Annotated in this window: 15 protein-coding genes; 1 reads left to right on the top strand and 14 read right to left on the bottom strand. The window is 66.7% G+C overall.

The features are described 5' to 3' along the window. Positions 1-10 precede the first annotated feature (10 nt). The 5 genes from CAG22_RS18935 to mnxG all read right to left on the bottom strand — a co-directional run bounded on the left by CAG22_RS18935 (position 11) and on the right by mnxG (position 10,842). On the bottom strand, positions 11-1,531 hold the full coding sequence (locus CAG22_RS18935; RefSeq protein WP_085705943.1) for an ABC transporter substrate-binding protein: 1,521 nt from the start codon (positions 1,529-1,531) through the stop codon (positions 11-13). Positions 1,532-1,683: 152 nt separating this feature from the next. After that, the gene (locus CAG22_RS18930) at positions 1,684-2,349 is read right to left on the bottom strand and encodes an SCO family protein (RefSeq protein ID WP_085705942.1); all 666 of its coding nucleotides are present in this window, start codon (positions 2,347-2,349) and stop codon (positions 1,684-1,686) included. After that, positions 2,346-3,002 carry an SCO family protein gene (locus CAG22_RS18925; protein ID WP_085588435.1) on the bottom strand — a complete coding sequence of 219 codons (657 nt, stop codon included), beginning with the start codon at positions 3,000-3,002 and terminating at the stop codon, positions 2,346-2,348. Before CAG22_RS18925 ends, CAG22_RS18930 begins: the two co-directional genes overlap by 4 nt. Beyond that, on the bottom strand, positions 2,999-4,975 hold the full coding sequence (locus CAG22_RS18920; protein WP_085588433.1) for a cytochrome D1 domain-containing protein: 1,977 nt from the start codon (positions 4,973-4,975) through the stop codon (positions 2,999-3,001). The genes CAG22_RS18925 and CAG22_RS18920 overlap by 4 nt, the downstream gene beginning before the upstream one ends. A 20-nt stretch (positions 4,976-4,995) precedes the next feature. Continuing rightward, positions 4,996-10,842 carry a manganese-oxidizing multicopper oxidase MnxG gene (gene mnxG / locus CAG22_RS18915; RefSeq protein WP_085588431.1) on the bottom strand — a complete coding sequence of 1,949 codons (5,847 nt, stop codon included), beginning with the start codon at positions 10,840-10,842 and terminating at the stop codon, positions 4,996-4,998. A gap of 573 nt (positions 10,843-11,415) precedes the next feature. Here mnxG and CAG22_RS18910 point away from each other — a divergent pair. After that, positions 11,416-11,613 (top strand): hypothetical protein, encoded by a 198-nt coding sequence (locus tag CAG22_RS18910; protein ID WP_085588428.1) that lies wholly within the window; start codon positions 11,416-11,418, stop codon positions 11,611-11,613. 418 nt (positions 11,614-12,031) lie between these two features. On the opposite strand, the gene madM is transcribed toward CAG22_RS18910, so the two are convergent. The 9 genes from madM to mdcA form a co-directional block, all read right to left on the bottom strand. Beyond that, a complete protein-coding gene (madM, locus tag CAG22_RS18905; protein ID WP_024087229.1) occupies positions 12,032-12,796 on the bottom strand; it encodes a malonate transporter subunit MadM in 765 nt (254 codons plus the stop codon). 2 nt (positions 12,797-12,798) lie between these two features. Beyond that, positions 12,799-13,221, bottom strand: coding sequence for a malonate transporter subunit MadL (gene madL, locus CAG22_RS18900; protein WP_003258591.1), 423 nt, complete (start codon positions 13,219-13,221; stop codon positions 12,799-12,801). Positions 13,222-13,413: 192 nt separating this feature from the next. Beyond that, positions 13,414-14,334: a malonate decarboxylase subunit epsilon gene (mdcH, locus tag CAG22_RS18890; protein ID WP_085588426.1), complete on the bottom strand. Its 921-nt coding sequence runs from the start codon at positions 14,332-14,334 to the stop codon at positions 13,414-13,416. Beyond that, positions 14,331-14,945, bottom strand: a complete 615-nt coding sequence (locus CAG22_RS18885; RefSeq protein ID WP_085588424.1) for a malonate decarboxylase holo-ACP synthase — start codon at positions 14,943-14,945, stop codon at positions 14,331-14,333. The genes mdcH and CAG22_RS18885 overlap by 4 nt, the downstream gene beginning before the upstream one ends. 1 nt (position 14,946) lies before the next feature. Continuing rightward, on the bottom strand, positions 14,947-15,738 hold the full coding sequence (gene mdcE, locus CAG22_RS18880; protein WP_085588422.1) for a biotin-independent malonate decarboxylase subunit gamma: 792 nt from the start codon (positions 15,736-15,738) through the stop codon (positions 14,947-14,949). Beyond that, a complete protein-coding gene (locus CAG22_RS18875) occupies positions 15,735-16,583 on the bottom strand; it encodes a biotin-independent malonate decarboxylase subunit beta (RefSeq protein WP_085588420.1) in 849 nt (282 codons plus the stop codon). The genes mdcE and CAG22_RS18875 overlap by 4 nt, the downstream gene beginning before the upstream one ends. Next, positions 16,576-16,875 carry a malonate decarboxylase subunit delta gene (locus CAG22_RS18870; protein WP_024087234.1) on the bottom strand — a complete coding sequence of 100 codons (300 nt, stop codon included), beginning with the start codon at positions 16,873-16,875 and terminating at the stop codon, positions 16,576-16,578. The genes CAG22_RS18875 and CAG22_RS18870 overlap by 8 nt, the downstream gene beginning before the upstream one ends. A 1-nt stretch (position 16,876) precedes the next feature. Next, positions 16,877-17,728, bottom strand: coding sequence for a triphosphoribosyl-dephospho-CoA synthase (locus tag CAG22_RS18865; RefSeq protein ID WP_256573528.1), 852 nt, complete (start codon positions 17,726-17,728; stop codon positions 16,877-16,879). 104 nt (positions 17,729-17,832) lie between these two features. Then, positions 17,833-19,494 carry a malonate decarboxylase subunit alpha gene (gene mdcA / locus CAG22_RS18860; protein WP_015270609.1) on the bottom strand — a complete coding sequence of 554 codons (1,662 nt, stop codon included), beginning with the start codon at positions 19,492-19,494 and terminating at the stop codon, positions 17,833-17,835. Between the last annotated feature and the right edge of the window lie 243 nt (positions 19,495-19,737).

The raw sequence follows: 19,737 nt of genomic DNA, 5'->3' as shown, positions 1-19,737 counted from the left end.
CAACCTCCGCTCAAGGGCTGTCCGGCAGTGGCCGGTACGGGGTGACCGCGGTAAAGCGCGGCCCGGGCAGGGCCACCGCCACCACGTAGGCACCGGCCATGCCCTGGCGGCGACCGGGGCCGAAACCCAGGGCCGGGGTCAGGCCGGTGGACACATCATGCAGGCCTTCCAGCGCGGCAATCAGCTGCTCGCGGCTGGTGTCACGGCCAGTCTGCTTCAACGCTTCGCTCAACAGGCGCAGGGCGCACAGGGTGTTGACCTGCAACGACGCCTGGCGAGGGTCGAGGCCCTGGCGCTGCTGCAGGCCGGCCAGGGTCGCCAGGCCCTGTTCGGTCCAGTCCTCGGGCACGTAGGGATAAGCCAGGAACACCCGTTGCGACCAGAACTCGGGCAAGCGCGCCACGGCGCCGGTCACCTGGCTGGAGGCGCCAAACAGGTATGGCTGGCGGCCGGCTGCCTGCAGCGCCGAAGCCAGTTCGGCAAAGGCCTGGGCACGGCCGAGGAAGACAATGCCCTGCCCGTCCACGGCTTTGCCTGCAAAGGCCTGGGCCGCAGGTGTTGCCCAGCCCTGCTGCAGCAGGCGTTCGCGCACCTGTTCTGCCAACGCCGCATGTTCATTGCCGGCATACACCACACGCAGGTCGCCCGCTGCCATGCCCAGCGCCGCGCGGGCGTGGCCGGCCAGGCTCAGCAATTGCGCGGGCAAGCCGGGCAACGGGTCGAAAATCTGTGGGCTGCCGCCGCTGCGTGGGGTGCTGCCGATCAGCGGTACATTGTGTGGCGCCAGCAAGGTTGCCAGGCGCTGGTCGAGCATGGGTACCAATGGCGCGATCAGGGCGAATACCCGCTCCTGCTCCAGCAACTGCTGCAGCGCCTGTTCGGCGCTGGCCGGGTCGGCGCCCGGGTCGAGCACCACCAGTTCCAGGCGTCGCCCGTGGATGCCACCCTGCTGGTTGAGTTGCGTCAGGCCGTCTTCCAGCACCGCACGCACCACCTGCCCGGCCTCGGCCAGCGGGCCGGATGCCGGCAGCAAGGTGCCCAGGCGCAGCACACCCTCCTCCACGCCGGGGTCACGTTCCTGGGCCAGGCGCTTGAGGTAGGCCGTGAGGTTGCGCTGGTCGGCCAGGGTCAGCTCGAAGCGTGGCATGGCCGGGTCCAGGCGATTACCGGCCGGGTCGACGCCGTGCTGAATGGCCCGGGCCAGGCTGCTGTCGGTGTAGGCCGGATAGCGGCGGCCGTTGACCTCGCGTTCGCCCTGGCCTTGCGCCAGGCGCTGCCAGTCGAGGCTGGGCGGGCGTACTCCCCCTTCGGCGCGGCCGCGGCCATCGTTGCCGTGGCAGCTGGCACAGGGCAGCACGCTGGCGGGGACCGTCATGTCGCTGGCACCGACCCGGGCCTGCAGCTGTGCGTCGCTGCTGGAGACGCCTTCGCGGTAGAGGTGTTTGCCGGCTTGTTCGTTGGCGCTGAGGTCCAGGGCAAAGGCCGGAGCACAAAACATCAGGCTCAAAAGCACAACCAGGATCGTGCTCATGGCTTTTTCAGCCTGCTCAGGCCTCATCGCCGGCAAGCCAGCTCCCACAAAGATCGCAGCGTGCCTGAAGGCAGTGTCATACCTGTGGGAGCCGGCTTGCCGGCGATGAGGCCGGCAGCAACAGCATAAGGCCACCAAGGCATTCATGATGCTCACCGCCCTGCCAAAGGCAGTGCCAGCAACTGCATGCGCTGGGCAATCGCCGCAGGCGGTGCATCCGGGCGGATCTTGCTCCAGCGCTTGCCGGCCACGTCGCCGGCAATCAGCTGTGTCGAATGCTGCTCGGGGCTGGGCAGGAACTGGCCGATGCGGCCGAGCACCAGGTCGACATTGGCCTTGTCACCGGTCAGGAACAACCAGTTGGGCCCTTCCACGCCCTGCTTCTCGGCAAACGCCTTGAGCACTTCGGGGGTGTCGTTGAGCGGGTCGCTGCTGATCGACACGAAGGTCACCTGGCTGGCCAGCTGCGGCCCCATGGTCTCGCGCACTTCGCGCAACTTGCGGGTAATCAGCGGGCAGGCGTCGGTGCAGTGGGTGAAGATCACGTTGAGCATCACCACCTTGTCCTTGAGCACATCGCTGTAGAAGCGCAGCTCGCGGCCGTTCTGGTCCTTGAGCACAGTGTCGGTGAACCAGGTCCGGGCATCGCGGGTGCCGCCGCCACTGGTCATCGCCTGCGGGGCCGGCTGCGGTTCTGGTGCCTGCGGGGCATGGCCTTCATGGGCGAACGCCACCGAAGCGAGGATCCACAGGCAGCCACCCAGCACCAGCCAGTCAAAACCGCGCATGCCAACGCGGCGGTTGCTTACCTGGCTCATGGTTGCACCTCGTGATGGTCGGCAATGGCCGTGCTCTTGGCATGCACCCGGCGGGCGCCGAGGCGGTTGATTTCGTCGATCAGCACTGCCGGGTCGGTGAACCCGTAGTAGCGCGTCCAGTGCCCGGTGCGCCCGTCACCCACCAGGATCAGCGGCGGGTGCTGGCTGAGGTCGGCGCTGAAGCTGCCCAGGCCCTTGAGGGTTTCGCTGATGGCGTACGGCGTGCCGGTCAGCCAGCTCCAGCCCGGCCCCTTCTGGAAGGCCTTGGCGTAGTCCTGCAGGCGCTTGGCGTCGTCACGTTGCGGGTCGACGCTGATCGACACCAGATGAATGTCTTGCCCTACCCGGCCACCCAGTTGCTGCTGGACCTTGCCCATGATCGACGACACCACCGGGCACACCGTGGTGCAGCTGGTGTAGATGAAGCCCATGACCACCAGGTGGTCGCCCACCAGGTCTTTTTCCAGGCGTACCGGCATGCCGTCCTGGTTCAGCAGCGAGACATCGGCAAAGCGCACGCTGGCCTTTTCCTGGCGCGCCGCCGGCGGCTGTTCGGCGTGGCCGTTGTGATCGTGGCCACCATGGGCCAGAGCCAGGGTGCCGGCCAAAGCCAGGCTCAGGGCCAACAGTTTGCAAGCATGCTTGGCGTTCATCGCAGACTCCTCACGTCATTCTCGGAAACGGTGGACGTTGCGGCCGGCAGGACGCGCAGGCTGGTGTAGTTTTCCTCGGCGAACCTGCGCCCCAGCGACGGCGACTGCACGTGCAGGTACCAGGCGCCGGCTTCGGGCAGGGTCAGGGCTGCCTGATAGATGCCCTCGCCCACCTCCTCCAGTTGCAGGTTTTGCGGCATGGACGAAGGCGCCAGGAAGTAGCGCAGGCTCAGGTCGCTCAGGCCCAGGCGCGGCTGGCCGTCGTCGCCGACGATGCGCACCCGCGCGGTAACGGCGCTGTGCTGCGACAACGGCCGGTCCAGGCCGATGAACTCGGCGTGGGCGCCCTTGCGCTTGCCGGCATTCGGCGCTGCGGCCACGTCGGTGCTGAAGCAGTGGATGATCTGCGGCTGGTTGAGCAGGAAGGCCACGTCGAACTTGCCGGCGGCGGGCATCTTCACCGTCGAGCCGTACACGCCCGGTGCCAGTTCGCGCAGGCTGCGGTCGACGACGATGGCGGCGCGGGCCTGGTGGCCACGGTTGTTGTAGCCGGACATCGGTGCGTTCATGCCTTCGGCGTAGAAGTAGGTGGTGTTGTCCACCGGATTGACCACGAACACCGAATTGTCGTCACGCGACACCGACAGCCCCTGGGCCAGCGGCAGGTCACCGGCCTGGCGTGGCGCCGCCGGGCCAGCCTCGAAGCCCTGGATGATCGGCGAACGCCCTTCGCCCAGGCTGGCCAGGTTGATCATGCTCACCTTCGGCGAAGCCAGGCCGCGCACGTAGGCATAGCCCTTGGTGAAGGTCAGCTGGTACGGTTCGGCCGCCACCGGGATCTGGTGGATCAGCTTGTCGGTACTGGCGTCGATCACCAGGGCCTGGTTCTCCAGGGTGTTGAGCACGATGCCGTAGCGGCCATCGCTGCTGAAGCGCATCGGCCCCAGGCCCTGGGCGGCCTGGACCGTGTGGCGCAGCTGGTGGTTGCGGGCATCGAACACGCGCACGCTGCCCTCCTCGCCATCGACCACGTACACCGCCTGGGACAACGCCGAATAACTGACCGACAGCGGGTGCGGGCCAACCTTGATGGTCTTGGCCAGGCGCATTTCCGGGATGTCGATGACGCTCAGGGTGCCGCTGTCGCGGTTGCTGACATAGGCGTAGCGCGAGTCGGCACTGAAGGCGATTTCGTGGTGCCCGCCGCCGGTGTTGAAGGTTTTCAGGGTGTTGCGCCCCGGTACATCGATCACCGTTACCCCGCCCTTGGCCGGGTCGCTGCTGTTGTTGCCTACCCACAGCCGGTGCTGGTCCGGCTGCAGGGCCACGCGCAGGGGCTGGTCGCCAGCGTTCAGGTCGGCCACGCGGGTGAAGGTCTCGGTATCGATCACCGAGACCTTGCCGCGCTCCGGGATGGACACGAACACCAGCTTGTCGTCACCAGTAGCCACCCAGTCCATGGGCCGCCCAGGCAGGTCGATGCGGGCCATGGTGCTGGTCACGCCGCCCACCGAAACGGTCGGGTCGATCACCGTCAGGCTGGCGTCCTTGTTCATCATCAACAGGAAGTAGCTGTTCAGGTCGAGCAAAGGCCGGGCGCCGATACTGCTTTTGAGGAACAGCGCGACACGGGCCTTGCAGCTCTGGTCGCGGTCGCCCTCCGGGGCCGACTGCGTCGGGTCGATCCACGCCCCCGGGGCCATGCCCGACAGCGGCTGGCCACTGGCCTGGTCGCTGACCTTGAAACGGATGTTGGCGAAGCTGCCCTCCTGCAGCTCGCCCCCCGCCAGCGGCCGGGCCTCGAACTCCACGGTCACGCCGTCGCGGCTGAGCCGGTGCGGGGCCTGCGGGTCGTCAGAGCCCTGCAAATACTCGCGCGGATCGCACCAGAGGCTTTCATAGGCCACGCCCAGGCCGATCAGCACAGCCCCCAGCGCTACCCCCATGTATGCAAGGCGGGTTTTCTTGTTCATGTTCGCGCCCCCATTTACCGTCACTGCGCCGGTGCCGTTGCCGGCGGCGCTTCATTGGTCACCCGCAAGATCCCCCACAGCCCCGAAAGGTTGCCGTAGGCGGCGTAGTCGCGGAACAGGTAGTCACCCGCCACCGCGTTGGCACCGCCGGCACTGGGCAGCATGAAGCTGAAGTGCGCGGCCGGCAGCACGCTTTCCTGGGCCCCGATGTACATGGCCATCGGGTTGTAGCCGAAGCGCACCGAGCCGATGCCAGGCAGGCTCAGCGGGTAGCCGTCCACGTCGTTCTTCTCGGCCTGGTAGTTGTGCAGCGGCCACAAGTGGCCATCCAGCTGGTAGACCATGCCGCGGCTGCCACCACTGGGCATCACGATATGGTTGCGCACTGGCTGGCCGGGCTTGGCGTACAGCACCGGGGTTTGCGGGTCGCCACCGACCAGGGCGTTGGCGTAGGCCATGTGGGCATTGGGCACATCGCCAAAGCCCAGGCCGGCGGCGCGGCCGAAGGGTGAGTCGGGGGCCATGCCGAAGCGCAGCCACAGGGGCTCGGTCTTGTAGTTGACCGCCATGTTGCCGTTGTCCTGCGGGTCGCCGGCGGCGCCGTTGCCTTCGGTATTGATGCCCTCCACCGGGCGGCCGTCGGCCCAGCGCATGTTCAGCGCACGCTGCCAGACCGTGACGAAGTCGCGGTAGTCCGGCTGGCCGGTGACCTTGACCGTGGCCTGGGCCCGTGTTGCGCCGTCTTCGGTCCAGGTGGCGGTCTGCGGCAGGATGCTCATGGCACCCACCAGGCCTTTCTGCGGCTGCTTGATGAAGTCCGACGGGGTCAGGTTGAGGCCGCCGAACTCGATGGCCGTGGTGTTGATGTTGTCCACCGTGCGGCCCAGTTGCGACACCGGCTTGCCTTCACGCTCCAGGTGGCCGGCATAGTACTGGTAGGTACGGGTCGGCCAGGCGCCACTGGTGCCGGCACGCGGGGCCACGGTCTGCACCGGGTTGAGGCCGACGTTGGCGCCGTCGGACTTGGTGATGTCGTAGGCCAGCAGCTGGGCATGCAGGCCCACGTGGCTGGACGGCCGCATCAGGTTGTTGGCAAAGGCGGTGGCACCCTCGCTGTCGAAGCGGTCACGCTTGACCACGTTGTGCATCACCGCAGTGCTGGGCAGGTCCGGCATCACCAGTGGCAGGCGGTTTTCCAGGGTGATGCTGATACACTCGCCGGCGTTGGCGCGCAGCACCAGCGGCTCCACGGGCACGCCCGCCTTGAGCTTGCCGGTGGTAGCGTCCAGGTCGGCCTTGCGCACATACAGGATCGCGGTCGGGTCGTGCAGCGGCGCGCTGTGACCACCGATGGTGAAGGGTTCCCCATCTTCGGGGTCTACCCCACTGACCAGCGGGATGGCGGTCTTGCGGCTGTTGAACACCAGGGTGCCGCCGTTGGCCTTGAGCGGGCCGCCGACATGCTGGCCGACACCGGCCGGGTCGTTGATGCTGACGCCGTTGCGGTTCTCGAGGATGTCGTTGGCCAGTGCCGCGACGATTTCGTAGCTGCGCTTGACCGTGGGGCGGCTGCCGATGCCGTTGGGGTTGGCCGTGGTTTTCGGGCAGATGCCATCGAAGTTCACGGTGTTGCGCATGGCCACCGGCTGCGGGTTGTTGGGCAGCGGGAACAGGTCGGCACGCTGCGCGGTGTAGTTGCGCATGATGCCCCAGATGCCGTTCCAGTAGCCCTCCAGGGCCGCATCCAGCGAATACAGGTAGTCACCGTTGGTGGCTGCCGAACTGGAGATCATCGACACCGGTGCCATGAAGCCCAGTTGTTCGGAAATACCGATCATCTGCGATGACTTCCAGCCCGAGTTGGAGCTGTTGCCGTAGCCGGTGCCGTTCTGCAGCCACTTCACGCCATGCAAGGTGATGTTGTGCTCCTCTTCATGGCCACCGGCATGCATGCGCAGGCGTACGTTGTCACCGGAGTAGGTGCGCAGCATCGGGGTAAACGGGTCGCCCGGTTCGCTGCCGGCCGCGTTGATGTGCGGCGGGAACAGCGTGGTGCCGCCGGTAGGGCCGACCGCCGAGGTGATCGCCGAGGGCGCCAGGTTCAGTGCCGGGATGGCGCGGTCGGTACGGGTTTGCAAGGCGTAGCTCAGGTCGCCGGCCAGGCCGTCGGCCTGCATGCCACGCTTGCCGTCCGGGCCGACCTTGTTCGGGTCGTACACACGCAGGGCCAGGGGCTCGTTGCGGTAGTTGACGACGAACATGCCCGGGTCATCCACCGAGATTGCCTGCGGGCAGGGCCGGCTTGGGCAACCGGGGTTGATGCCGCCGCGTTCCTCGACGATGGCCTCCAGCAGGTTCGACGCCTTGCCGCGCACCGGCGGGTTGATGGCGTAGCGGAAGCTGTCGGCGGTGGCCGGGTACGACTGGGCATTGGGGATGCCGTCCGGCCCGGCGCCGACATACACACCGGCCTCATAGGCGTGCTGGAAGTCGCTGTATTCCAGGAAGAACTCGCGGTAGCTGTCGTTCTTGCCGTCGCCATCGTGGTCACCGGTCTGGATCACCGCCTGCCACGAGGTCGGGCCACCGTCCTGGCGCGTGGCCGGGTTGTACAGCTTCTCGCCGGTTTCGGCGTGGTACCAGGTGGAGTTGGCCGGCTCGGCCAATACGGTGGCATACAGCCCAAGCTGCTGGTGGGTCGATGGGCCGAGGTGGTCGTGGGTGAAGATGGTGCCCAGGCCACGGTCGACGTTGTACACGTTCACCAGCGGGTCGGCGAACCAGCGCTGCATGGCCGTGCGTGCGCCCAGCCAGTCGGCCCGGCCGAAGCGGCCGAAGTACGGGTGCTGCCGGGCTTGCGGGCAGGCGGCGGTGCCGTCGCGGCTATCGCCCTGGGTGCAGCCGTTGTAGGCACGAATGGCCTGCACCCGCTCGACCACGCTGCCGGGCGAAAGGATGCCGTCTTCGTAGTTCCAGCCGTTGGCCGAGCCGTCGGCGGCGGTCAGGTCCCACTTGGGCAGGTGGATGTGCTGGCCGATCACGTCGGTCGGGGTGCGCACCTGGTAGTCGTCCATCTCATAGATGTTCGGGATCAGGTTGGTGTGCTGGTACATGGTGCAGTCGAAGGTGTTCATGCGCATCACCAGCGGCTCTGGCGGGCGCTGCTTGGTGATTACCGGCCAGGCGTCTTCCCACAGGGCGATGATGCGGGCCTGCGGGAAGTGGTAGCCGACCTTGTTGTACACCGCGTCGAACTGGATGTTGGCGCCCTTGTAGATGCGTGGGCGGTCGGCGGTGAAGACCGAGGCGCCACGGAAGTTCAGGCCCGCCAGGCTCTCGCCGCTGAAGTACTCGCCTACCCCGGAAGACTGGGTCAGGCGTTTGCCCCGGTCATCCATGCACGGCTCGTAGAACGGCGCGCCGGCAGTCGGCAAGGCGCCGTTGGTGCGGAACGCCTTGGCCACCGGTTGGCTGCCGGGGATCAAGGCGAAGCTTGGGTGTTCGGCCAGGGCGTGGAACTGCATGGCCGCCTGCTCGACATCGGTGCCCTCTTCGGGCAGGTAGATCGGCTTGGCCTTGTGTACCACCTTGGTGAAATCGAGCTTGGTGGTGGTGGTTTCGGCCTCGCCGCCGGCGGATACGCCGTCCAGCGCGTGGCGCCCCAGGCCGCCGTCCCAGCCATCGACCTGGTTCGGGTCGAGGTTGGCCCACAGTGCGTTGCCGCTTTCCTTGAGCTGGCGTGCCATGGCCGGGTCGAGCATGTCCAGTGGCGGGGTTGGTGGGCGGTTGCCCACGCTGCTTTCCATGCCGCCGATCCAGAACGGATAGCCGGGGTTTTTCAAGGTGCCGTCGGCGTTGCGGTTGGCGTCGCTGCGGTCGACCAGCGCCAGCGAGCCGATGGCCTTGCGAACCGGCGCCTGGTTGGCTGGCTCCTCATCCTCTTCTTCCTCGGGCTCGTCGTCGTCATTGGCGGCAACCAGCTCTTCGGACAGCTTCGGTACCACCACCACCTTGCCTGGCATCGGCGCCATGGCCTTGCCGGGCAGCGGCACGATGGCCGGGATCGGCGTGCCGGCAACGATCTCGCCATCGGGCAGGGCCCGGGCGCCAACCGCCGGCTTGCCGCTGCGCAGGGCGAACGGGGTGTTGTGGAAGCCGTTCTCGCCCTGCCCGCTCACCTCGAGGCGGGTGCCTTCCTCGAACACGTCGTGCACCCGCCACATGGCCCACATGCCCTGGGCGAAGTGCGGGTAGAAGTGGCAATGGTAGATGGCATCGCCCGCCACCCGGTTGCGGTTGCCCGAACCGCCGTTGGCGATTTCGTAGGTGTAGCCGACCCCCGCGCCGATGCCCTGGGCATCGACGTAGTCGGAATTGTCGTCATTGGGGTTGAACAGCCACTGGTGGCCGTGCAGGTGGAAGATGTGCTGCTCATGGCCGTTGTGGGTGTTGCGGAACTTGGTGAAGTCACCGATGTAGCTGTGATGCACGTTGGCCGGTTCCGCCGGGAACAGGGCCATGCTGGCCTTGACCCCGACGGCGCTGGCCGGTGGTACCTCGCCAGGGCGGATGTGCTCCAGGCCGACGTTGGCCGGCACGTCCACCAAAGTACCGACGTCACCGACAGTGTGCGCACTGAGGAAGAACTCCTCGTAGGCGCACGACAGGCAGTCGTGCATCGGCCCCACGCCCAGGCGGTTGGCCACCACTTCGGCGCCCATGCCACCGGAACCGTAGTTGATCATGAACGAGTCGCGGGTGGGTTCCAGTACGTGGCCCATCACCGGGTCGGCCCAGTAGCCAGGGAACGCCTGGGTGCCGGCGACCTCGTCGGCGAACTGCGAGGCGAAGTCACGGAACGCCTCCAGGCGGTTGGGCAGCGCCGGGTTGCGCTTGCCCAGGCTTTCCAGCGGGTAGGTGGATTTGGGGAAGCTGCCATCGGGGTTGGGGCCCATGACGATGGCATCGGTTTCGCTGTTGATGATCTGGTTGCCGTCGACCATGGCAATGATCGGCTTGCCGGCCTTGCCTTCGGCGATCCAGGGTTGCATTTGCGGGTAGCGGGCTTCGTAGTCGATCACCGGCTGGCCGGTGGCGGTACGGCCGGTGGTGGCCAGGCGCATTTCTTCTTCGGTGAGGGTATTACGGTAGGTGCGGCCGAGCTTGGGCACCACCACTACCTGGCCGAACAGGCCGTTGGCAACGTTGCCCGCAGTACCCTCGCCGCCGAAGGTGGCGGCCTTGCTGGTAGCGGCGAAAGCGCCTTCGCGTTCGGCGTACAAGGTATAACTGCGGGTGCTGCCGGGGCTGAGGAAGAAGTTGCCGTTACGCCCGGTGTAGGCAGAAATGTCGGCAATGCTGTTGACCGCCTGCATGCCGTTGACCTGGAAGCCGACCATGCGCTCGGCCACCTGCTCGTCGGCGACGAAGCCTTCGGCGGCTTCGTTGTCGAGCTCCGGCCCCTCCTCTTCGCCCTCAGCCTCTTCGGCCTCGATGCCGTGCTTGTTGGGGTTGGCCTTGTAGTCGAGCAGGTTGGTCAGGTTGACGGTAAGGCATTCACCGGCGGCCACCCGCAGCACGATGGGCCGCGGGCGCTTGTCCGGGCGCAGGGTGACCTTGCCCGGTACTGCCGCCCCGCCGCTGCTGAGGGGGACCATCTTGTCGTCCACCACATCCTCGCGCAGGGCGAACATCATGCCGTTGGCGTTTTGCGCGCCAAGGCGGTTGAACATCAGTGGCTGGTCCAGCGCCACCACGTTGGCGACCAGGGTGCGCTGGCACTGCACGGCGGCTTCGCTGGTCGACTCCCAGCCGAGCAAGGCCAGAACGAGTGATGACAGGATGGGGCCTTTGAGTGGCATAGACATGCTGCACCTCCGGGACACAGGATCTCTGCGTGGAGCTGGAGCAAGGTGTATGCCAGGAGCGGATTGCTTTTATTTTCAGTTGGTTGCAGCGGCAAACGAAACAGATTGGGGAGGATTCCCCAGCGGTTTTCCCCGAAACGGGGGGTGGGTTGCAGGTGTTCGTCACAAGATTTTCAGCGCCTGTAAGACATTTCTGAACATAAAACCAAATACTTCAGAAACGACCCGCTTGGGAATTATCCTACGCGCGCTGCCGAACTATCGCTGTTGTCGGGGAAACACCTCACGGATAACGTTTTCGGGTCGCTTCGGTGACCGGGCATGAGAACCCGACAGATAAGCTAGCAGCACCTCTATGGTGGCCGTACGTGGGCGGGCTTTCGCCTGGCCGGGTCTTTGCTAGCTTCTTCTCGGCTTTCTCACACCCGCGTACGGCTGCCACCTTCAATCCATGAGAAAGATTCAGGCGGTAGTTCCATTCCTCTAGAAGCTGGAATTACATAATGAAAAAAGCTTGTCCCCGACCCACCCGTCAAACTGACGTCCCGCCCCTTCTACACCATCAACCAGGACATGCCCTCGGTTGACGCTCTGATCCACTCCCTTCAGCTGATGTCTGGCATCGAAGACACGCTGGACGAATTCATCTGCGCCAACGCCGGCGAGCCCGGCATCAATATGTTGGTCAATGCGGTGCATCATGTTCAGATGACCAAGGCCCTGACAGAGTTGCTGTTCCACCGGCAGGCCGGGGATATCACCTGGCATTGAAGTAGAGTCGACTGGCCTCATCGCCGGCAAGCCAGCTCCCACAGGTACAGCATTGCTCTCGAGGTTGTCGCTGTACCTGTGGGAGCGGCCTTGTGTCGCGAAAGGGCCGCAACGCGGCCCCAGGGTTGATGCGCAACAGTTGACATTGCTGGGGCTGCTTTGCAGCCCTTTCGCGACACAAGGCCGCTCCCACACAAATCGCGCCACCTTTTGGAATTTGAGCAAGACAGTTGCTCCCAAGTACAGCGCATGGCTTGAAACCGATGCGGTCGGTGTAGGAGCGGCCTTGTGTCGCGATGGGGCGCGCAGCGGCCCCAGTATCTTGGCTGCGATGCGGATATCGCTGGGGCCGCGTTGCGGCCCGATCGCGACACAAGGCCGCTCCTACAAGGGGTCTGCGCAGTCCAGCAGATTGATGTCAACCGACCAGGGCGCGTACGCAGAAGTACAGGATCGATGGGCCCATCAGGCAGCCCAACCCGGTATGGAAGGTGGCTGTCAGTGCCCCGTACGGCACCAGGCGCCGGTCGGTCGCCGCCAGCCCGGCCGTCACCCCCGACACCGTCCCCGCCAACCCGCCGAACACCATCGCCGAACGTGGGTTGTCCAGCGCCAGCAGGCGCGCCGATACCGGGGTAAACACCATCACCAGGATCGCCTTGATCAGCCCGGTGGCAATCGACAGCGCCATCACGTCCGAGCTGGCCCCCAGCGCCGCACCGGTCACCGGCCCGACGATATAGGTCACCGCACCCGCACCGATGGTGGTCATGCTTACCGCATCACGGTAACCGAATGCGTAGGCCACCGCAGCGCCGACAATGAACGGCAGCACCGTGCCGAGCAGCAGCGCCACCGCGCCGATCATCCCGGCCCTGCGCGCCTCGGTGGCCTGCACCTCGAAGGCCGTGGCGACAATGGCGAAGTCGCGCAGCATGGCGCCGCCCATCAGGCCGATGCCGGAGAACAGCGCCATGTCGGCCAGGCCTTTCTGGCCACCGGTTATGGTGCCGCCGACCCAGGCCAGCACCAGGCCGATGACGATGGCGATGGCCGAGCCGTGCACGCGGCCGAAGGTCAGGTACTTCGACAGCACCACCGACAACCACATGATCGCGCCCACCACCGCAAAGGCAGTGATCAAACCGTTATGTTCCAGGGCATTGTCAATGATCGGCCACATGATCAACGCCCTCCTGCAGGGGCAGCCTGCACATTGCTTTCGGGGCCGGCCTCCACTGCCGGCAGGGGTTCGCCGCGGTGGCTGCGGCTGATCAGGGCAATGGTCGCACCGCACACCAGTACCGCACCCACTGCCGCCAGCAACGCCACCGGCCCGCCGTGCAGGGCGGTGACCACGTTCTGCTGGGCAGCCATGGCCACCACCACCGGGATGTACATGGCGCCCCAGAAGCCCACGCCGAATTCGCATTCCTTGCTCATGCCGCCGTTGCGGTGCATGTACAGGCGTGCGCAGATCAGCAGGATCATGGCGATGCCGACCCCGCCCACATTGGATTTGACGCCCAGCAGCACGCCCAGGAAGTCGCCGACGATGACGCCGGCAAGCGTGCAGACCGCCAGCAGTGCCACACCATAGATGATCATTGTTGTTGTCCTCAGGTAGTGTCGAAGTTGCTTGTTGTTGTTCTTCGTAAACACACTTTTGTGCGGCTTTCGCAGTCATTGTGGGAGCGGGCGTGCCCGCGAACACGGGCGAAGCCCGTGCCATTCACCGAGGTGCCTGCTTCGCGGGCACGCCCGCTCCCACAGGGATCGCCATCCGCCGCGGTGCCGCTGTCATCGTTCGTTGGCCACCTCCTGGCGCAGCAGCGCATCCAGGGTGTCCCGGCGGGTGCCTTCAACAGCAACCACCCTGCCCTGTTCGAACACCGGCCGGGCCAGCCCGCCGAGCACGTTGCCGGGCGGCAGCTCCAGGTGCAGGCGCACGCCACGCTCATAGGCGTTGCGCAACGTAGCACGCCAGTCGACCACCCGCGCCATGTTGCCGGCCAGGTCGTCGCGCAGACGCTGTGGGTCGAATATCGGCCGTGCACTGCTGCCGCTGAGGTAGGTGATACGCGGTCGCTGCAGCTCGACCGTGGCGAACGCACTGGCCAGTTCGGCCGCCGGGCCATCCAGCAACGGGCAATGCGACGGCACGCTGACCGCCAGGCGCCGGGCCACGCCCTGGCCCAGGCGGCGTGCCTTGGCGGCAACCGCAGCCATCGCGCCATCGCTACCGGCGATGACGATCTGGTTGTCGCTGTTGAGGTTGGCGACATACACCTCGCCGCCCGTATCGCTCAACAAGCGTTCGACACAGGCCAGGTCCAGGCCGCTGAGTGCGGTCATGCCGTAGCCTTGCGGATAGGCGCGCTGCATCAGTTCGCCACGCAGGGCAACCAGGCGCACGGCATCGGCAAAGCCCAGGGCGCCCGCCGTGACCGCCGCCGGGTAGGCGCCAATCGACAAGCCCGCCACGTAATCCGGCGCGGGGCTGCGCTGCATCAGCCAGCGCGCCCAGGCCACGCCAGCCAGCAGCAGGCACAGCTGCACGGCACGGGTCGTCTGCAGGGCCTGCTGGCTGTCCAGCGCCAGGGCCTGCTGGCCGAGGGTGTCACTGGCCTCTTCCAGCAATTGCCCGGCACCCTCAGGCAGGCGCTGCAGCATGCCCACCTGCTGGGCGCCCTGGCCGGGGAAGGCGAACAGGCTGCTCATGCTGCACGCTCCATCGCTGCCCATGGGTCGCTGACCAGGCGTGGGCCATGGGCCGACTTGAGCAGCACGCGGCGGGCGAAGCCGGCCCACTCACGCAGGGCGACAGCACCCGCCGGGGTTTCCAGCTGCAGGTCGATACGACAAGGCGCGCAATCGAGGATATCCAGCAGCTCACGCGCCTGCGCCCGGGCCAGCGGTTGTGGCGTGCGCAGCAGCAAGTCCAGGTCGCTGTCGGCGTGTATTACCTCCATACCGGTGGCGATCTGGTACCCCACCCCACCTGTCGGCCCCCAGGCCAAGCCGCTGGCATCCAGTACCGGGGCGACCGAGGCCAGGGCCTGCAATGCAGGCCAAGGGCTTTCAGCTTGCCAGCGCAGCGCTTCGGGGCCTTGCTGACACTGGATATCGGCCAGCCGCATCAGTACACCCGACCGCTGCGCCCTGCCCTGGCCACGCAACCCCACCGCCACCCAGCCGTCCGCACAGGTGGCACGGCGCACCACCACCGGCTGGCCGCTCAGCAGCACCTCCTGCGCCCAACGCGGCGCATCAGCAGGCAGGCCCGATACGGGCATGCCCCAGAGCAGGTCGTGCGGCCTTGGCGCGTTCATCTCAAGCGCCCTGCCACTGGCGGCGCAGCTGTTCGCGCACCTGGCGCGAGGCGCTGCGGTTTTCGCCCGCCAGCCGCGACGACAGGTCGCTCGAGCTGCCGATGTCGCGCACTGCATCTGCCAGGCAGGCACGTACCTGGGCGATGTCGGCACTGCTCGGAATCTCGGCGCTGCCCACCGTCAGCCGGCGCCACAGCAGGCCCAGCGAGGCGTAGCTGGCCAGGTCGTAGGCCATTGGCGGCACCTCGGCGGCCAGGGCTTCCAGTTGCTCGACGCTGCGCAGGGTGATGCGCGCCGCCGCCGCCTTGCCCATGGCGTGCACCATGACCCCGGCATCGTCCAGGGCGATCAGGCGCTGGGCCTGGTAACCGTGGGCCAGGAAGGCACCAGACATGGCCTTGCCGACCAGCAGGCCGATCACCGGGTGCCCGGCCAGCCGCGCCTGGGCATAGGCCTGCACCGCAGCGGCCAAAGCCTGGTGAATACCCAACGCCTCCTCACGGCGGCCATAGGCCTGGCTGGGCACGTCGATCACCGCGACGATGGCGCGCTTCTGGCCATGGCGGTCAGCCTCGACCGCTTCGCTCACGGCCTTGGCCAGGCCCCAGCCTTCCAGCAGGCCGACTTCGCCCGAGCGCGCCCGGGGGAACGGGTTGTCAGCGTCCGGCACCACGGCGATGAAACGCGCCAGGCGGTTGTCCAGTTCGCCGTCGATTACCCGCAACGACGCGGGGTAGCCGGGCAAGGCTTGCCCGCCGGCCAGGCCCGGCAGCCAGTTCAAGGAACGGTTCATTTGGCTTCTCCTTGGTAAAGGTCACGCACGCCAGCGGCATCCAGTTGCGGGCAGCCATCGCCCAGTAGTGCCAGGCGTTCGAGGAACCAGGCGTGTTGACCGGCGCGATCCCTTGAAGGCTCGTCGAGCAATTGCAGCAAGCGTTCGCGCAGCGCCTCGATGTCATCGGCCACATAGGCATCGACCAGGCCGCTGGCGTGGCGCTGCTCGCCGCCGGTCAAGCTCCAGATGAAGGGGCGGTCCTTGGCGTCGTATTCACCGATGCCCGCTTCCTGCTCGATCACCTGCGGGCCGTTGAGGCCCAGGCGGGCTTCGCGGGTGACCAGCAAGTGGCTGCACAGGCCGGCGGCGATGGACATGCCGCCGAAACAGCCGACCGAACCTGCGACCAGGCCGACCACCGGCTGCCAGGCGCGCAGCTCGACAATCGCCGCCTGTATTTCGGCAATCGCCGCCAGGCCCAGGTTGGCTTCCTGAAGGCGTACACCGCCGGTTTCCAGCAGCAGCACGGCGCAGGTGGGGATGCCCTTGCGGTTGTCTTCGATGGCCAGCTCCAGCGCACCGGCGATCTTGGCCCCCCCCACCTCGCCCATGCTGCCGCCCTGGAAGCCGCCTTCGATGGCGGCAACCACAGCGTTGCGCCCGTTCAGCAGGCCCTTGGCGATGACCACGCCATCATCGGCCTGGGGCACGATGCCCTGGCGCGGCAGCCAGGGTGACATAAGCCGGTCGAACGGGCCCAGCAGCTCACGGAAGCTGCCCGGGTCGAGCACGGCGCGGGCGCGTTGACGGGCGCCCAGTTCGACAAAGCTGCGGCTGTGCAGCAGGCGTGCGATATCAGTCATGGGCGATCTCCTCGAAGCCTTGCTCCAGGCGCAGGCGCACCACGCCTGGGGTGGCGCCGAAATCATGGATGTCGATGTTCACGGCCGGCCAGGTGCGGCCCTCGAACAGGCGCTGGAACAGCTGCGCCCAGCGGGCAGCGCTGCCGTTGACCGAAGTCACCACCTGGATTTGCAGGCTGCCGGCGGTGCCGGGTTCGATCAGCACTTCAAGGTCGCCGGAGCTGACGCAGCCCACCAGCGTGCGGCCACGCCCAGGGGCGGCGGCGGGGAATTGAAAGGTCAGGGTTTCCATGTCACAGGCTCCCGGCTTTGTCGAGGAACAGGCAGGCGGCCAGCAGATCGGCGGCGCCGCCCGGTGAGGCATTCAGGTGCAGCAGGTGCTGGTCCAGCCGGCGCAGCTGTCGGCGCCCGGCCAGCGTGGCGCTGCCGCCTTCGCTCAGCACGGTACGGGCGCCGTGCTGGACGGCAGCCAGCCCGGTCGGGCCGCTGCGCCAGAGCACGCAGGTATCGTTGAGCACGGCCATGATCGCCAGCAGCGCGTCCAGCCGGGCGTGCGGCTCGCTGGCACCGGCGGCGCGGCTGCGCTGCAGTTGCGGCAGGCCGTGACCGATAACCGCCGGGAAACCTTGTTGCGCCTGTTCGCGGGCGCCGCCAGTGCCATAGCGGCAACGTACCTGCAGGCCATGGCTGTCTTGGGTGGTCATGGCGGGGTCGTCGAACAGTGCGATGCGACCGGCACGGGCAGCCAGGGTGTTGGCATCGGCCTGGGTGTCGAGGGCCTTGGATGCTACCAGCAGGCCGAGGGCCCAGATTGCGCCGCGGTGGGTGTTGACCCCACCGGTCGCGGCCAGCATCGCCGCCTCGCCTTCGCGGCCGAGCTGGCCCAGGGTGGCGCGCAGGGGCTGGCCGAGGGTGCCGATGGCCTGGGCGGCTTCGGCCATGTTGCGCAGGCATGGCCACAGGGCCAGGGCCGAGGCATGCATCAGGGCCAGGGTCATGTCGTGGTGGGCGCCGTTGCCACGGCGGTCGACCAGGCCGGGTTTGGGGGACAGGTCGGCTTCGTCGATCAGGGCTTCCACGGCCAGGTCGGCCAGGTGGTCGGCCAGGGGTAATTTGGTTGCCTGTGCCGGCCTCTTCGCGGGCATGCCCGCTCCCACAGGGACCGCGCTATCTTCAAGTGCATCACTTTCCCTGTGGGAGCGAGCATGCTCGCGAAGAAGCCCACGCGGTTGCAAGTCGAGTGCTTTCATCACCAGCTCCTGAACCGTGCAGGCGGGTTGTAGAGGCCGCCGGACCATTCGACCAGATCGGCGATGCTGCGCGCGGCCAGCAGCTCGCGGCTGGCGTCGGTGCGGCGGATACCGAGGTCTTCGGGCAAGGCGACCAGGCCTTGCTGGCGCAGGCGCTGAGTGTCCTTGGGGTCGTGTCGCAGGCCGATGGCGGTAACCCCGGCCACGGCGGCGATCATCTGCTGGCGCTCTTCCAGGCTGCGGGCCTTGTACAGGTAGGCAATGCCCTCCTCGGTCAGCAGGTGGGTGACGTCGTCGCCATAGATCATCACTGGCGCCAGCGGCATGCCGGCTTTCCTGGCCACTTCCACGGCATCGAGGGTTTCCACGAAGGTGGGCTTGCCGCCTTCCTGGTAGGTCTCGACCATCTGCACCACCAGCTTGCGACCGCGTTCGAGCATGGTTTCCGGCACGGTCATGTCGAGCCAGGCCGGGGTCGCATGGCGCCGGCCACGGGGGTCGTGGCCCATGTTCGGGGCACCGCCGAAGCCGGCCAGGCGGCCGCGGGTCACGGTCGAGGAATGGCCATCGCCATCCACCTGCAGGGTGGCGCCAATGAACAGGTCGACAGCGTATTGCCCGGCCAGCTGGCACATCATGCGGTTGGAACGCAGCGAACCATCACGGCCGGTGAAGAACACGTCCGGGCGCTGGGCGATGTAGTCCTCCATGCCCAGCTCGGTGCCGAAGCAGTGCACGCTTTCCACCCAGCCGGTCTCGATGGCCGGGATCAGCGTCGGGTGCGGGTTGAGTGTCCAGTTGCGGCAGATCTTGCCCTTCAGGCCCAGGGACTCGCCATAGGTGGGCAGGATCAGTTCGATGGCGGCGGTGTTGAAGCCAATGCCATGGTTCAGCGACTGCACCTGGTGTTTCTCGTAGATGCCGCGAATGGCCATCATCGCCATCAGCACGTGCACCGGCTTGATATGGCGCGGGTCGCGGGTGAACAGCGGCTCTATATAGAAAGGCTGGTCGGCAACCACCACGAAATCGACCCAGGATGCCGGGATATCGACCCGTGGCAGGTCATCCACGCGGTCCACCAGCTGGTTGACCTGGGCAATGACGATGCCGTCGCTGAACGCGGCCGGCTCCACCAGTGCCGGGGTGTCTTCGGTACTGGGGCCGGTGAACAGGTTGCCATCGCGGTCGGCCATGAAACCAGCCACCAGGGTGACGTTGGGGATCAGGTCGACCAGCAGCCGCGAGTACAGCTCGATATAAGTGTGGATGGCACCGACTTCGAGCAGGCCGTCTTCCAGCAGCTGTCCAATGCGCAGGCTCTGCGGGCCGGCGAAGGAGAAGTCGAGCTTGCGGGCGATGCCACGTTCGAACAGGTCCAGGTGCTCGGCGCGGCTGACGCTGGGCATGATCATGTGCAGGTCGTGCAGGCGCCCAGGGTCGACCTTGGCCAGCGCACGCGAGAGGAAGTCGGCCTGCTTCTGGTTGTTGCCTTCGAGCACTACCCGGTCGCCGGGAGCCAGCAGCAGCTCCAAGGCTTCGACGATACGCTCGGTGGGCAGCACCACGCCGTCGGCGAGGTGGCGGACCCGGTCAAGGCGGCGCTGCTTTTCGGCGCGCCGCCGCGACCATTGCGGCGGTGGATTCTTGGTTGTTGTCATGGTGACTCCACGGGTTCGCTGTCGTGGGGGTCACCTTAGGGCTGGGGTGGTTGCGCATCAATCAAGCTCAGGCACTGATCGTTACGGTCAGGGTAACGATTTAGCATATGCGCTGTCGCTCATGGCCCTATCGCCGGCAAGCCAGCTTGTATGGTGATACTCGAAGGGGTGGTGGGACGAAAAAGCCGAATCTGACTGTTCACAGCAGTACAGACCGTGGGAGAACTCGCCCCACCCCTTCAC

The organism is Pseudomonas sp. B8(2017), assembly GCF_002113575.1.
Taxonomy (GTDB): Bacteria; Pseudomonadota; Gammaproteobacteria; order Pseudomonadales; family Pseudomonadaceae; genus Aquipseudomonas; species Aquipseudomonas putida_Z.
Note: the sequence above shows the minus strand (reverse complement) of the source record. Positions and strands in the feature narration are given on the sequence as shown.

What these genes read in the sequence shown, in the direction of transcription:
- mdcE (WP_085588422.1), bottom strand. Translation starts at nt 15,738, where the DNA reads ATGAACCGTTCCTTGAACTGGCTGCCGGGCCTGGCCGGCGGGCAAGCC.
- mdcH (WP_085588426.1), bottom strand. Translation starts at nt 14,334, where the DNA reads ATGAGCAGCCTGTTCGCCTTCCCCGGCCAGGGCGCCCAGCAGGTGGGC.
- CAG22_RS18885 (WP_085588424.1), bottom strand. Translation starts at nt 14,945, where the DNA reads ATGAACGCGCCAAGGCCGCACGACCTGCTCTGGGGCATGCCCGTATCG.
- madL (WP_003258591.1), bottom strand. Translation starts at nt 13,221, where the DNA reads ATGATCATCTATGGTGTGGCACTGCTGGCGGTCTGCACGCTTGCCGGC.
- mdcA (WP_015270609.1), bottom strand. Translation starts at nt 19,494, where the DNA reads ATGACAACAACCAAGAATCCACCGCCGCAATGGTCGCGGCGGCGCGCC.
- CAG22_RS18920 (WP_085588433.1), bottom strand. Translation starts at nt 4,975, where the DNA reads ATGAACAAGAAAACCCGCCTTGCATACATGGGGGTAGCGCTGGGGGCT.
- CAG22_RS18865 (WP_256573528.1), bottom strand. Translation starts at nt 17,728, where the DNA reads ATGCCCGCGAAGAGGCCGGCACAGGCAACCAAATTACCCCTGGCCGAC.
- CAG22_RS18930 (WP_085705942.1), bottom strand. Translation starts at nt 2,349, where the DNA reads ATGAGCCAGGTAAGCAACCGCCGCGTTGGCATGCGCGGTTTTGACTGG.
- madM (WP_024087229.1), bottom strand. Translation starts at nt 12,796, where the DNA reads ATGTGGCCGATCATTGACAATGCCCTGGAACATAACGGTTTGATCACT.
- CAG22_RS18935 (WP_085705943.1), bottom strand. Translation starts at nt 1,531, where the DNA reads ATGAGCACGATCCTGGTTGTGCTTTTGAGCCTGATGTTTTGTGCTCCG.
- CAG22_RS18875 (WP_085588420.1), bottom strand. Translation starts at nt 16,583, where the DNA reads ATGACTGATATCGCACGCCTGCTGCACAGCCGCAGCTTTGTCGAACTG.
- mnxG (WP_085588431.1), bottom strand. Translation starts at nt 10,842, where the DNA reads ATGTCTATGCCACTCAAAGGCCCCATCCTGTCATCACTCGTTCTGGCC.
- CAG22_RS18870 (WP_024087234.1), bottom strand. Translation starts at nt 16,875, where the DNA reads ATGGAAACCCTGACCTTTCAATTCCCCGCCGCCGCCCCTGGGCGTGGC.
- CAG22_RS18925 (WP_085588435.1), bottom strand. Translation starts at nt 3,002, where the DNA reads ATGAACGCCAAGCATGCTTGCAAACTGTTGGCCCTGAGCCTGGCTTTG.
- CAG22_RS18910 (WP_085588428.1), top strand. Translation starts at nt 11,416, where the DNA reads ATGCCCTCGGTTGACGCTCTGATCCACTCCCTTCAGCTGATGTCTGGC.